The organism is Pseudomonas sp. B21-009, from assembly GCF_024749345.1.
GTDB lineage: Bacteria > Pseudomonadota > Gammaproteobacteria > Pseudomonadales > Pseudomonadaceae > Aquipseudomonas.
This window is the reverse complement of sequence record NZ_CP087199.1, coordinates 2,862,298-2,876,429: the sequence shown is the minus strand read 5'-3', so window position 1 is coordinate 2,876,429 and position 14,132 is coordinate 2,862,298. Positions and strand designations below refer to the sequence as shown.

At 56.6% G+C, this 14,132-nt stretch carries 10 protein-coding genes; 4 read left to right on the top strand and 6 right to left on the bottom strand.

The genetic code is table 11. From position 1 onward, the window contains the following. Positions 1-53 precede the first annotated feature (53 nt). Positions 54-1,820: a GMC oxidoreductase gene (locus tag LOY34_RS13105; RefSeq protein ID WP_093382964.1), complete on the bottom strand. Its 1,767-nt coding sequence runs from the start codon at positions 1,818-1,820 to the stop codon at positions 54-56. A gap of 130 nt (positions 1,821-1,950) precedes the next feature. Then, entirely contained in the window at positions 1,951-2,565 is a 615-nt protein-coding gene (locus tag LOY34_RS13100; RefSeq protein WP_045200862.1) for a response regulator transcription factor, read from the bottom strand. A 115-nt stretch (positions 2,566-2,680) separates the two neighbouring features. On the opposite strand from LOY34_RS13100, the gene LOY34_RS13095 reads away from it, so the two are divergent. After that, positions 2,681-4,297, top strand: coding sequence for a hybrid sensor histidine kinase/response regulator (locus LOY34_RS13095; protein WP_195884069.1), 1,617 nt, complete (start codon positions 2,681-2,683; stop codon positions 4,295-4,297). Positions 4,298-4,304: 7 nt separating this feature from the next. Here LOY34_RS13095 and LOY34_RS13090 read toward each other — a convergent pair whose 3' ends face one another. Beyond that, a complete protein-coding gene (locus LOY34_RS13090) occupies positions 4,305-4,622 on the bottom strand; it encodes a hypothetical protein (RefSeq protein ID WP_045200858.1) in 318 nt (105 codons plus the stop codon). A 190-nt stretch (positions 4,623-4,812) separates the two neighbouring features. On the opposite strand from LOY34_RS13090, the gene LOY34_RS13085 reads away from it, so the two are divergent. Further along, positions 4,813-5,217 (top strand): DUF2251 domain-containing protein, encoded by a 405-nt coding sequence (locus LOY34_RS13085; RefSeq protein WP_195884068.1) that lies wholly within the window; start codon positions 4,813-4,815, stop codon positions 5,215-5,217. 91 nt (positions 5,218-5,308) lie between these two features. Here LOY34_RS13085 and LOY34_RS13080 read toward each other — a convergent pair whose 3' ends face one another. After that, a complete protein-coding gene (locus tag LOY34_RS13080; RefSeq protein ID WP_258665045.1) occupies positions 5,309-6,220 on the bottom strand; it encodes a LysR substrate-binding domain-containing protein in 912 nt (303 codons plus the stop codon). 308 nt (positions 6,221-6,528) lie between these two features. Between LOY34_RS13080 and LOY34_RS13075 the strand changes: the two genes are divergently transcribed. Together LOY34_RS13075 and LOY34_RS13070 are read left to right on the top strand one after the other, a co-directional pair. Further along, positions 6,529-7,692: a serine hydrolase gene (locus LOY34_RS13075; protein WP_258665044.1), complete on the top strand. Its 1,164-nt coding sequence runs from the start codon at positions 6,529-6,531 to the stop codon at positions 7,690-7,692. Positions 7,693-9,135: 1,443 nt separating this feature from the next. After that, entirely contained in the window at positions 9,136-10,434 is a 1,299-nt protein-coding gene (locus LOY34_RS13070; RefSeq protein ID WP_258665043.1) for a site-specific integrase, read from the top strand. Between the two features lie 502 nt (positions 10,435-10,936). Here LOY34_RS13070 and drt2 read toward each other — a convergent pair. Then, the gene (gene drt2, locus LOY34_RS13065; protein ID WP_258665042.1) at positions 10,937-12,214 is read right to left on the bottom strand and encodes an antiviral reverse transcriptase Drt2; all 1,278 of its coding nucleotides are present in this window, start codon (positions 12,212-12,214) and stop codon (positions 10,937-10,939) included. Between the two features lie 486 nt (positions 12,215-12,700). Then, complete coding sequence (locus LOY34_RS13060) at positions 12,701-14,020, bottom strand: hypothetical protein (RefSeq protein ID WP_258665040.1); 1,320 nt, start codon at positions 14,018-14,020, stop codon at positions 12,701-12,703. Positions 14,021-14,132 lie beyond the last annotated feature (112 nt).

Here is a 14,132-nt window from a genome sequence, read left to right as displayed (position 1 = left end):
GCGCCGCGATGGGCTTGACCGGCCTCATCGCGGGGCAAGCCCGCTGCTACCTGTCAGACTTCAGTGAGGTCCGAGGTGGGCGGGGTGGGGGTGTTGACGCTGTCCAGTTGCTGGTCGGCCAGGTCCTGGGCCAGGGCAACCATGGTCATGGTCGGGTTCCACGAACCACTGGCCGGCCACAGCGCACCGCCGGTGACGTAGACGTTCTCCACGCCATGGGGACGGTAGTCCAGGCCAACCACGCCTTCGTCCTTGTCGCCGATCCACAGGGTCGAGCCCTCGTGCACCAGCCCGGCCACCCGCCGTTCAGGGATGCTTGGCCGTTCGCCGGTCCAGTGGCCCAGGTTCGGGTCACCGTGCCAGTACTCGACCTTGCCTTCGGGGGCGAACACCCGCTCCATCATCTGGAAAGTGCCTTCGTCCATGGTGTCCCAGGTTTGCTGGTCGGTTTTGCTGGCCAGCACCTGCAGGTTGACGTTGGTGGTCGGGTCGGCCTGGTCGTTGAGGTGGAAGTGGTTGTCGGGGTTTCGGAAGTCGATCTCGCCAAGCACGGCGCAAACGAACACCAGATGGTCCTTCGACGATTCCAGTTGCGCCATCGACGCCGTGGCGACCACGTCCGGCATATAACGCGCGGCTTTCTGCGCGTTCTTTGCAGGCTCGCGGTCTGACAGCACCGACAACTGCACGTGGTACTGCATGCCGCTCTGCTTGTTCTTGCCGGCCAGGTAAATGGCCGCGAGCTCAAGCTCGGCCAGCTTGTCGGCGAACGGGTAGTCCTTGCGCGGCACCCGCGCCACCACCGAGGTGATGAAGTGGGCGGTGAAGCGATCGCCGGCACGTTTGATTTGCGGGAACGAGTTCATCAGCAAGGTCGCCGGCGGCAGGGTGCCCATGGCCAGGATCAGCTTGGCGTTGCCGATGTTGATCACCCCGCGCGAGGTTTGTAGCGCCGTGGCCGCGCCGTCCTGCTGGTGGATGCGCTCGACGATGCACTCGGTGATGATCCGCAGCGGGCTGCCAGTACCGGCAGCGGCGCGGTCGGCCTGTTTGCCGGCCAGCTCCATGATTGCCGCCGGGGTCGAGAACTTGGCAAAGTCCACGCCACCGGCGCGATCGGCCGCGGCGGCCAGGGGCGCCGACAACCAGCGGGTGGCCGAGTCGATCTTGCCGATGTTGTGCTCGAGCATGTTTTGCAGCTCAAGCTGCAGGGTGCCGTAGACCGGGCGTTGCTCGGTGACATGGGCGCGCACCTGCGGGTCGAGCTGGGTGTCGATCTTGTCGGCCGGGATGACGTTGAGCAGCTTTTCGGCCGACTCGAAGCGGGCCTCGGCGGCGGCGATAGTCTGCTCGGGCCAGTAGGCCATTTCCTCCTTGGTCGGCCGAGGGCACCAGGCGCTCCACATGATGCTGCGGCCACCGAAGAACGGCACCATGCCGTGCTGCCAGCCGATGTTGCCCGGTGGCTGGCTGGCGGTACGCGCCGAGAGGGTCCAGGGGAAGGTTTCGGAGAAACCGCCAAGGGTTTTCTGGTAAGGGATCGGCAGGTTCTGGAAGTGCTCGGGGAGGAAGAACGGCCCGCGCTCGACCATCAGGATCCGCGCCTTGGGCTGGCTTTCGAGGATGCGTTCGGCGAAGGCCAGGGAACAGAAACCGGTGCCGATGATGATGAAATCGAACTGTTCTTCTTCGCGGACCTGCTTCCAGGCCGACTCGGAGAGAAAGAACACGTGGTCCAGCACCTTCTGGGCGTTGGGTGTTTGCGGACCGGGGGTAGGGTAGCCGTGACCGAAGTTGGTCGAACTGGTGACTGCGCTCATTGTTGCCTCCAATCATTGTTGGCAGAGGGTCTATCGTCCTTGTGCAGCGTGCAGCCGGGTGGCTGCGCTGCTAACGCTAGCAGAGCGAAGTGGCAATTCAAGATCACTTGGTCGGGGGGAATCGCGGGCCTCAGGCAACCCCGGAGTACTTCACCGCAGCCGCCGCCCGCGACGGCACATTGAGGGTGCGCAACAACGACGACACATGAATGCGCACGGTAAACGGCGAGATGTCCAGCGCGCGGGCGATTTCCTTATTGGTCTTGCCCTGGGCGATCAGGCGCAACACCTCTTGCTGGCGTGCGGTCAGGGTTGTGGCGACGGCGCTGCTGTCCAGCGGCAGGAGCCCGGAGGGGGCAAAACGCACCAGCACTTCACCTTCACGGATGGCCAGGATCGCCTGGCCGATCTCGTCCGGGGCGATGTTCTTGCCGATGAAGCCGTCAATGCCGGCGGCCATGACCTCGCCGATCAGTTCCTCGTCATCGACCATCGATACCACGATCAAGGTGGTGCGCCGTAATTGCTGACGCAGCTCGACCAGCTGGCTGATGCAGGTCAGCCCCGGGAAGCGCAAGTCGAGGATCAGGGTGTCCGGTTCCGGGCCGTTGGCGACCAGCTTCAGCACCGTGTCGAAATCACCGGCCTCTTCGCTCCGGGCATCGGGCAGCAGGCGCTGGACCGTACGCAGCATCGCTTCGCGAAACAGCGGATGGTCGTCGGCTATGATGATCCGGCATGCCATGGTGAGTGCCTCCCTGGGCCTGGCGTTCCTTTCGGACGTGCTACTTTACCACCGGGTACGGGCACCGCCCCGGTGTTCATGCTGGATATGACGACTGTCGCACAAGGATGTTCCGATGAAGTTCGAGAAAAACTCCGAGCTCGACCAGGCTAACCTGCGCATCATTGTCGCCTGTATTGCCGTGGTTTATATCAGTGTGCTGGGCTTTCTGCCCGGGCAGCATTTTGAAACCTACCGGCCGATCGTGATCTACATCATCCTGTTCCTGCTGCTGTCGGTGGTTATACGCCAGGTTATCGTGCGCTGGCCGGGGGTGTACCCGGCGCGGCGCATTTTCAGCATGGTCCAGGACTACACCGGTACCTGTTTCGGCCTGGTGGTGGGCGGTGAGGCGGCGTTGCCGCTGTACGCGGTGATGGTCTGGGTCAACCTGGGCAATGGCATGCGCTTCGGCTCGCGCTACCTGGCGATCGCCACCGCCCTGGCGTTGCTGGCGCTGCTGTGCGTCTACCGCCTGACGCCGTACTGGCAGGCGCAACCGTTCATGGTGCTGATGCTGATGATCACCAGCACGGTCATCCCCATGTACGCGCACCTGTTGCTTGAACGTACGCGCAAGGCTTCGGAGGAGGCCACCGCCGCCAACCTGGAAAAATCGCGCTTTCTGGCCCAGGCCAGCCACGACCTGCGCCAGCCCATTCATTCCATCGGCCTGTTCACTGCCTGCCTGCGTGAAGCGCGCCTGGGCGATGAAGAACGCCGGCTGGTCGACAACATCGACCGCTCGTTGCTCAACGTCTCGCAGCTGTTTCGCTCGATCCTCGACCTCTACACCCTCGACAACGGCCGCCTGCAGCCGCGCCTGCAGCCTGTGCAACTGGGCGAGTTTGTTCACGACCTGCTGCGCCAGAACGCCGAGGCGGCGCGCTGGGCAGGCGTCGAGCTGCGCTTGCGGGCCTGCGCGCACTGGGTGCAGATTGACCCGGCGCTGTTGGCGACCATGGTCCAGAACGTGCTGTCCAACTGCTTCAAGTACGCGCCGCAGCGCCCGGTGCTGATCGGCGTGCGCAAGCGTGGCGAGGGCCTGGCCATTGTCATCTACGACCAGGGCAGCGGCATCGAGGCGCAGGAACTGCCGAAGGTTTTCGAAGAGTTCTACCGCGTGCGCCAGTTGCGCGACAAGGACATCGAGGGCGTGGGCCTGGGCCTGTCGATTGTCCGGCGCCTGGGGCAGATGATGGGCATGCAGGTGACGATACGTTCGCGAGTGGGCCATGGCACGGCCGTCAGCCTTGAAGGTTTGCGCGAAATTTCCGCGCCCAAGCGCCAGGCCTACCGTGAAGACCCGAGCCAGGTCGGCCTGCTGACCGGTTTGAAAGTCTGCCTGGTGGAGGATGATCGCAACGTGCTGTTGGCCACCAAGGCCTTGCTCGAGCGCTGGGGCTGTGACGTCCAGGCCGAACTGAGCGGCAAAAACCTCGCCAGCGACTGCGACATCATCGTCGCCGACTATGACCTGGGTAACCACGCCACCGGTATCGAGTGCATTGACCTGTTACGCGCGCAACGGGGCAGGGCGGTGCCGGCGCTGATTCTTACCGGCCACGAAGTGGAGAAGATCCAGGCGGCCCTGCACGACCGCCAGATCGCGATCCTGTCCAAACCGGTGCGCCCGGCCGAGCTACGCGCTACCCTGCGGGCATTGCGCGAAGCCTCGGCAGCGCCGGTTTAGCGCGCAATCAGTAGCGTTGCAGCGGATTTTGCGGGCGGCCACTGTTCTTGTTGTAGCATTGCGCGCCCATGCCCATGCCCATCGAGGCGATACCGACCATGACGCCGCTGGGCAGCTCGCAGTTGTAGTCACCCGATGCGGTGCTGGCGATGTAGTAAGTGGAGCTGTGGTCGCTGCGCACGTTGGAAATCTTCGTCACCGGCTCGCCGATGGTGGTCTGCGCGGTGGACTTGAGACGGTCTTCGTTGGGTTTCATGGTCTGGCAACCGGCGACGGCGACCAGCAGGGCGCTGAGCAGGGTGATCTTGCTGAATGCTGATTTCATGGTGCATCTTCCTTGGTGTTGTTCTGTTTTACCGGCACAACGATCCCGCACGCCGCATAGGCGCGGCGTTGGGGAACACTGGGGGTTGCCGGGGAATATAGCGCCAGGGAGGAGGGGGGTCGATTAGCACAAATGGGCTAATGGCATATTGATATAATTTTTTATCTATCGTTGTGACAAGGATATCCGCATGCCCATTTATCTCGCAGCAGAGCAACAGCTGAACGTAGGACACGCCACCGTCATCGAGGCACCGGCGCAGGAGGGGCCTTTTGTCGTGGTCTTCGAGGACGATGAAAATACCGCCTATTTCTACGCCCTGGACAGCAGTGCCAGTGACAACCCGATCCAGGATGCGCTGCATATCTATAACGTCGAGGATATCTCCGACCGGGAGAAGCCCTCGACAGTGAAGATCGGCTGGTCCATGGACCACAGCAAGGCGGTGCTGCTGATCAATGAGTATCCCCATGCCGTGTTTGATTTTACCGGCAAGCAGGGTTACTGCCATTCCGGCTTTCCGCCGTCTGTGGGGAAGGGCTGGTCGCTGCAGGGGCATGAGTGGCAGGAAGACGTACTCAAGCTGTTTGCCTGAGGCGTGAATATATAACTCAACTAAATAGTTATTTAGTTGAGTTATATTTTAAGGCTATAAAAAAGAGCAGGGCAGTAGCGTACTTCCAGGTTCACCTTTGTTCAATGGCCGCGTGGGGAAACTCCTCGCGCAACGCCTGGCTCAACCATTCGATAAACCATGCGGCATCTTCCGACAGCGGCTGTTGCGGTGTCAGCACTTGATAGCTTTCAAGTGCAACTTGCGCATCGGTACAGCGCACCAGCGAGCCGTCTGCCAGTTCATGTTTGACCAGCACTTCGGTGGCCAGGGCAATCCCGTGCCCACGCCGGGCCAGGTTCAAGGCAATGTCGTTGCTCATGTGCGAGGTATTCGACCTGACCTTGAGCGGTAACTGTTGCGCCGCAAACCAGCTGTTCCACCAGGTGCCGTCGTCGACGTGAATCAGCTCGCAGTTCGGCAAGTCCTGCACCTGCAGGGCTTTATTCGGCAATTTTGCCAGGTACGTCGGCGAACAGACCGGGAAAACCGGCGGTTTGATCATCCTCAGAAGCACCCCTGAATGCTCGCCCGGCAGGCCAAAACCGATACCCAGGTCAGCCTGACGGGCATCCACTGACGTGAACGAGGCATTGGGTTCAATGGCCAGCTTCAGGCCCGGGCGCAGGCTGCGCACTGCACCGACATGCGGCGTCAACCAACGCGAAGCGAACGCCGGCACGCACAGAATACGCAGCCAGCGCTCCTGCTGGCGACTTGCAACCCGCGAGCCGGCATCGGCCAGAATCTTCAGGGCCTGGGTCGCGGCCCGGTGAAACTCAAGCCCGGCCGCGGTCAGAGTAACGCCGCGGGGCGTACGCTCGAGCAGTTGCACGCCCAGCCAGTCCTCAAGGTTTTTCACGTGGCGGCCAATGGCCGGCTGGGTCACGTGCAGCGCCCGCGAAGCGGCTACGTAACTGCCCAGGCGCGCAGCCGCCTCGAAGGCACGAATGGCATTGAGCGGAGGCAGACGGTCGCTGGGCATGGCGTTCACTGTTGTTAGTTTTTGTAATATCGACCCGGACTTTATTGTTCTTTTCCCGCCCCGGCAAGTTGATAAGCTCGAAATCGACTGACGCAATTTCACTGGATGTCGAGGAAGTACCGATGTTACGCAGAACAATAAAAAAACAATCCACCCAGGTTTTTTCGCTGTTGGCATTGAGCATTGCCGCACTGGGCTTGATCCATAGCGGTATCAGCCTGGCTAGCGACCAAGGCGCACACTGTGGCGTTCCAGGGCTCAGCGTTTGCCCGCAACCCTTTGATAAAACGCTGCCCGACCCGCACAACATGCTGACCTGGGACCAGGCCACACGGGTAGTGGGTTTTCGTAATACCTACCGCCTGTACGAAGGCGATGTATTCAGCACCCAGGGCGCCAAACCATCGCCATTAATGCCGGCCAGCAGCCCATTGCCAGCCATTGACTATGCAATGAACGGCAAGCACTTCAGCATCGATAACTACATCGCCAACCAGAGCGTCACCGGCCTGTTGATCCTCAAGGACGGCAAGATTGCCTACGAGTACTACGGCAAGGGCAACAGCGAAAACACCCTGTGGACCTCGCGTTCAGTGGCCAAATCGGTGGTCAGCGTGCTAGTGGGCGTGGCGATAAAAGAAGGCAAGATCAACTCGGTAGACGACAAGATCACCCGGTACATCCCGGAACTCAAAGGCACGGCCTGGCAAGAGGTGACCTTGCACCAATTGCTGCAGCACACCTCGGGCGTGGTCTGGGATGAAAACTACGCGTCAGCAGACTCCGATTTCTCCCACATGACCCAGTGCGAAGCCAAGCCTGCGCCGTACGACTGCGTGCTCAACCTGGTCAAATCGGTGAAACGCAAACCCGGGGTCAAACCGGGCGAAGTCTGGTCCTACAACACCGGCGGCGCGTGGCTGGTGGGCCGCGTGCTGGAAAACGCCACCGGCATGACCCTGGCCAAATACCTCGAAAGCCGCATCTGGAGCCGTTACGGCATGCAACAGGATGGCGTCTGGCATGCCTTGGTCAAAGACAAAGTCGACATGGGCGGCCACGGCTTCAACGCAGCGTTGCGTGACTGGGGCCGCTTTGGCCAGTTCGTGCTCAGCGGCGGTCAGTTGCCGTCCGGCGAGAAGATCCTGCCGGATGACTGGATTGCACGCTCGACACACTGGACCACCGCCAAAGGTTCGGTCACGCCATCGGCACCGAACGGACAGTACGGCTATCAATGGTGGTACTCGGCGCCGGCGCCTGATGCCAATGCCGAACCCAAGAAAACCGCCACCAGCGAACAAACGTTCTGGGCGCTTGGGATTTACGGCCAGACCATTGCAATCAACCCGGCGGAGAAACTGGTGATGGTGCAATGGTCGACGTGGCAGAACGCAGAGACACCGAGTTCGCTGTATGACGAGCAGGCGTTGTTTGTGAATGCGGTGAGTGAAGCGTTGCACGGCAAGTAACGGTGTAAGGCTGAAAACGGGTGGTGCCAGGCTTGAAATCTGTCCTGGCACTGCCCGTGAGCTGCTATAGATGACTACGCATAATGTATATTATGTTAAACGAGGTGCTATGTCACAGATGTTCATAAGCCACCTAAACCACTGATTCGACAAAACCACTTCAACCGTCCTGATGCGTTCACGAATTTAGGAGAATTTCGCCCTTCGCTGCCCTGGAGGCCGCGCCAATCAACGCATCCAGCTCCTCTGTAGACTTTGCACTGGTCGTCGATTTTGCAAAAATTAGGAGACACTGAAAATGGCGCTTAAATGCGCCAGAGCCCTTGAATCTAAAGGCTTTTGGCAGGGTTTTATGGTGCAGATAGGCTGGTACCTAGCTATACCGACCATTGTGCAGAAATTACGATAAGCCTCAGGCGCGACAACTACTTCAGGAAAGCCCTCTAACCCAGAGAATACAAGGCCTCCAGCCATTTTTTTCAGAAATCAGGAGAAACGCCTCCGTTTGCAGAAATGAGGAGAAACGTCGTGTTCCTGATTGGCCACTCTGCCGAGCTCTCACCCGGTACTCGATCTGGACTCCCGGGGCCCGTAAGCCAAGTATTTCGTGGTCTCAGGGCAATTGCTTCGCGTCACGCGAACCCAAAAAGCTTAGCCTCCAGGCTCACCGAAGGCTTGGCAGACGTCCGGAGATACGTAATACGTCTTTGCAGGAATCAGGAGAAACGCTGAACAAGGGCTTGCAGAAATCAGGAGAAACGTCATCGACTGCCACTATTCGCGGTGGCTTGACCCAGTAATAACGGGCTCTGCATCAGCTTGTTTTCACAAATCTGGAGAAAAGTAAGGTTTCCATTAATTAGGAGAAACGTAGAGTTTTTCATTAAATCGGAGAAACGCTCTAAAGGTGGGTGTCATTTCTTCATTTTAATGAGAGAAACACAGATGAGAGCATCGTGTGATTTCACACCGAGTTGACACCGCCAGATCAAACAGTAACAAATTAGCTGCCCAGCCAAGCCACAAATCCAAGGGGCTTTGGATTGCTCGTGAGTGTTCAGGGAAAATGCCGGGCTGGTGGGAAGCGGATGCAGCTGATTGGCCATCTGGCGGCGCCTAGCCCCAGCGGTTCGGCAGAAAATCACCTCAAGCCCAATATCTAAATTAATCGCTAATAATTAAATGAAGTGCAGTTACAATATTAGGTTAATTCGATCACAAGTAGTTGCTTAGTGCTAAATACTACTCTAGTCAAGAGTAATCTGACTGTCGGTGATACTTCGAACTCGCTGTTGCGCAATGCCATGTGTGGGGCTACCATCTGGCATTGTCAATCATTAAGCGTCGGGGAGAGAGGAATCATGAAGCGCCCTCCTCTAACTTCCAGTTACTCCCAATACTGGAAGTCTACGAATAGCGTTAAACCGATCGGTAAGTCTCTAGATGTCTAACCAGCCACGACCGATCTTTGAATCTTATGAGATCTTCATTGATCAGGACTTCAGTCTGTACGAGCCGAGTATGGCGTGCGTCCGGGCATACATTGAGTCCTTTGAACCGTCAGTCGAAGCCCATAAAGGCTATCTGCTTGCCCGGAATTTTCTTCGTGCGTACTCGGATAACAGCCTGACCTTTACGTCGTACCGTACGCATGTAGAGCGGCTGCTCCTATGGGGCATGATCATCAAGCGTAAACCCTTCAATCAGCTCAAGCGCCAAGACGCCGAGGAATACCTTCAGTTCTGCCGGCATCCGCCGGCAGACTGGATCGGGCCCATCGTTCGAGGCCGTTTTGTCACCAGCGACCACTCGGAGTCCACCTGGGGTGAGCCAACGATGCCCAATGAAAAATGGCGTCCTTTCAGCTTGAAGGCCTCCAAAGCCGTGAAACATGAGCATGAAGGTTCTGAAAATGGAGCCCCGCCACAGTACAAGGCGTCTCAAGGCACCATCAACCAGGTGTACTCGATCAGTACACGCTTCTTCGAGTACCTGGTCGAAGATGGGGCCGTGCCTGGTAACCCTTTCCGATTGATCAAGAAAAAAGGTATGAGCGCCGGCACGCCGCAGGATGAAGGGTCTCATAGAGCCCTAACACCTCTGCAATGGGACTATGTTTTGGAGACCGCCGAGCTGATGGCTTCCGCTGAGCCTGCTCGTCACGAGAGGACACTCTTCATTCTCGCCACGCTTTTCGCTATGTACCTACGGGTCTCTGATATCGTTGGCAGATCCAACTGGACGCCAGTCATGGGGGATTTTCGGCAAGACCCTGAGGGTAATTGGTGGTATCACGTGATCGGCAAAGGTAACAAAGCCGGTAAGATTGCCATGCGCGATGAGTACATTGAGCACTATCTCAAGCGCTATCGTCGTTTTCTTGGGCTATCTGAACTGCCACTGTGGGACGAAAGAACACCCTTGCTCACGACCTTGAGTGGTCGTTCCGGGCTCTCTGGGCGGCAGGTGCGCGCCCTCCTCCAGGCTGTGTTCGACAATGCACTTAGCCGGATGCGTCATGAAGGCCGTCAGGCGCACGAGATGAACAGTCTCAAGGCTGCATCTGCACACTGGCTGAGACATACCTCGGCGACGTTCGATGCGCCATTGCGCAGCGCTAAAGATCTTCAGCTTGATCTGCGGCACAGCAATCTCAGCACGACTCAGAACGTCTACTACCACTCGCATGACCAACAACGAGGCAAATCGATCAAGAGTGTGCCGATGCGAGACCGTGGTTAGTACATCCACTATGCCTAGCATGACTTGGTGATCAGACTGTCCAACCAGCCGAAGTCCTTGCGCAGCTGCCGACCGACAAGCAAGTTAAACAGGTTGCCCTGCTCAACCGTATCGCTCTGGCCAACGCTTCAGTGAAATCTTTCCAGACTCTGCCGTCATCGAGACCTGATCGGTGCTTTGTACATGAGTCGACGAAGTCCTTCTGGCATTCTGCCTACCCGGCCTGCGCTACCATAGCCTCAGCGCCTTCAGACCTCGCTCTCTGAGTTTGTAAAGCGGGCCTGCAGGATTGAAACCGTCCGCTGGCCACGCAGCGCACGGAGCTGCTTCTCAAACTCTTTCCTTCATGCGAGGAAGTACAGTATCAGGGCGAAGGGTCGATGTTGCTGGCCATGTTTAAACGCCCTCCAGCGCACTGGATCGACATGGACGTCTGCAATGGGCATAGTTCCCCCTTCTCTACCGGCCATGTCTTTATAGCGAGGAGGCGAAGGTTACCCCCTTACGCCTGGATTTCTGCCTGAATTTTCCGCCAGTGAGAGCGAAGCTGCTGGCGAATGGTTTTTGACTCCATGATCTTTGCGGCGCGATAACCATAAGTGATGAAATTGCGCCGACCCAGATGGGTATAGCCGTTGTAGATCGACTTGAGGAAGAGATCCCGGTCTGACTCGCCGCGCTTTCTGCGCAACACGTTGATTCGATCTCTCGATTTCTTCGCTAATCTGACCTTTACCTTCATCTTTCGGTAGTAGCGCGTCAGTGACGCCGGGCGGATGAAAGTACGCTCGCCGTCAAACATGAAACCGAGGTACTGAATGGCTTTTTTAGCGCTCAATTTCCCCCGGTAATCCCGAGTAAATTGCTGAATATCGGTCTTCTTGTGCTGGATGTCTAAGAGAAGCTTTTTGATCTCCGCTTCGACAAAATCCTTCGCATTGGCCTCCAGGTTGATGGGGCAGATGATCATGATGTCGTCGCAATAACGGTAATAAACGGATTGCGATGCGGATAGAAATGAGATCATTGCTCGATCGAATTCGAGCATATAGAAATTGGAGATGATCGCGCTGATTGGCGACCCTTGCGGAATACCAAACGCATCAGGGTTTGTAGCAACCAGCTTATCGCCGCGTATCAGATTGCGAAAGTCGGCTGCCTCGCACAAGCGACTATCATGAACCGCTGGGTTGTGCACGGAAACGTTGAGTGCCTTGAATGCCTGTTCCCTATCTACCCAAGAATGCTTCGTAATCGCTTTGAATACTGCATAGTGGTCAGCTGGTAACTCAGACAACCCTAGAACGCTTTTCCATGCTTTCTTGACCAGTTTATGGTCTAGCTTGTCGAAGAACTTTTCAATATCAAAGCAAAGGACGCTGCAGTCCTTGCGCGACTTGATTTCTTCAAATGCCGCGCGGGCATGGTGGATATTACTCTTTCCGTCGAGCGATCTAAACGCAAGAACAGAGGCGCCCAAATCGTAGGCTAAAAGCTTCTTTTCGTAAGCTTCATTTAGTACGGACGAGTAGTACGCATAAATATGGGAATCCATATGGGCGGCGTAAGAGATGTGGCGTTCTTTCTTAACGCTCTCGAACTTACTCAAATGGTCGTCATGTTTTGTTTTGACGGTCAGTGCGGTATTGCGAATGAAAGGATAGAATGAGTGAGCACGAACCTTATCGGGATTGCTGACGTAGTCAGTCGCTGTTTTCTCGCCCACTGGTCGGTCGAAGTGAAGATATCGTCTTGCTTTGTACCAGTTGCTGATTAGCATGAATTCTATATATCCATACATTAAGCCAACCGGTGGGGCTAGGATGGCGGCAGTCCACTACTACCCCACCGGCTAATCTTAAATGTTCCGCACACTATCCACTCACGAAGTCAATCAACTGACGCCGACAGACTGCGCAAACTAGGCCGCAACTGCTAGGGATGACGTATAATGTCAGGATCACGATAATTGTTACGCTTGGAGGTGCTCAATGAAGAGTTTCCGCACGGTCGCACTCTGCCTGTGGGTAGCGTTAGCTCCGCACATGATAGGGGTTGACAATCTGTGATTCACCTTGTGATCTAATTACCACAAGCGGGCAGGAATCTATCAGACTGAACCAGGCAAAACAAGCGCTGGGTTTTGCTTGGATGGTCACTCAAAAGATTTCACTTTGAATGGAGAGCCCAGAGAATTTACACTCGACATACTGACGTCAAAAAACTGGCCGTAAGTGAAACGTTACATCAGCATCATTTTTTACTGTCAAAGCTCGCTAAACACTTCAGGGTTACGTTTGACCAACTCTGTCAAGGCATCATTTGTATCCAAACCCTGGCGCACGAGCTCTGCAAATTTGCTGATTGTCCAGTGAGAAATATTGGAGCTCAGGGCAGTTTCCAGTACGGAGGTCGCTAAGTTCTCTATGTCCAATACGGGAGCAGGGTTGCACTGGACAAATTTGGCTCGAACCTGCCTGCCAGTCGTAAGCTCATTGATATCAAAAACACTGATAAACTCCATGCCAAGCGCACCACTAATGTGATGTTCGGGGCGATTCCAGTATTTATCGATGCCGCCCTCCTTATCAGCTTTCTCGATCTGCTTGCGCACCTGATTCGGGATCGTCGCGGCAGCTTTGTTGCGGTTCCAGTACTGACGGTTCGCCAGGCTGGAAGTGTCTTTCACAACCTTCCACATGACGAACCACAGTTGGGCAACGCTGTAGTTTTCAAGACCATGACGGACGGAAGATTCGATCTTCTCAATCTCTTCACGATTAAGATCGAGATTGAAGGTGTGGCAATTATCCACGAGGTAACGAATCACGTCGCCAACCGCATAGTCGAACCAGAGATTCGTTAGCGACTCAGCATCCGTGAATGGCTTTTCTTTGAGGTGGTCGAGCCCCTCGATACCACGCCCCCAAAACTGATCTGGTGGAAGGAAGTATTGGATGCTTTGCCATTGCGCATGCAACTTGCCGTCGTGCAAGTAGTAGGTGCCCTTCCTTGCTTGAGATGGATCATCCAGAATCACACCACTGTTGTAGAGGCGCGTTAGATATGATCCAGCATTCCAGGGAGACAGATCTGCGATTTCTCGTTCGCGGAAGGCCTCAAAGGCCAGGCGAGGCCCCAGTAGCGTATCCATGGCCATCAAAATGAATCGTTGGTCATCCTTGAGACCGTTGTACGAGATCTTGGTGGCGCGAGCGCGTTCGGCGTGTTTAGCCAGCTGCTTTTGCAGTTCGATCTCTTCCAGGTGCTGCGCCTCCTGTTTCTTCTGCCTGATCTCCAACGCGCAGGGTTCACATGGGCCCGATTCCTGGAAAGTTTTTTTTACCTCCGCCCGACTGCCAACTGTGATTGGCCCGCCGCAGTTGCGGCACATCTGATTTTCATCGATCGCTTGGCACAAAGCTCGGACGTATTTGGCAATGGCCCCAGACTGAGTGACCTCTCGGAACGGGACAAGCGTGTTCACCTTCTCTAAGAACACCCCTTCCTCATCCATGGCCCAGTAACGCGTTACCAATGCAACCTCTTCAGGGTCTTGCGTCAAAAACTCCAATCGAACTGCCATCTACAATATCCCTCAGTCGAGCTGCGCATACGTGCGGCACGCGTGTTTGTACAAGTAATGGCGGCAAGGCTAGCCGGTCGACGCCTTATCGCACCTGCAGGTCAGTCTTGCC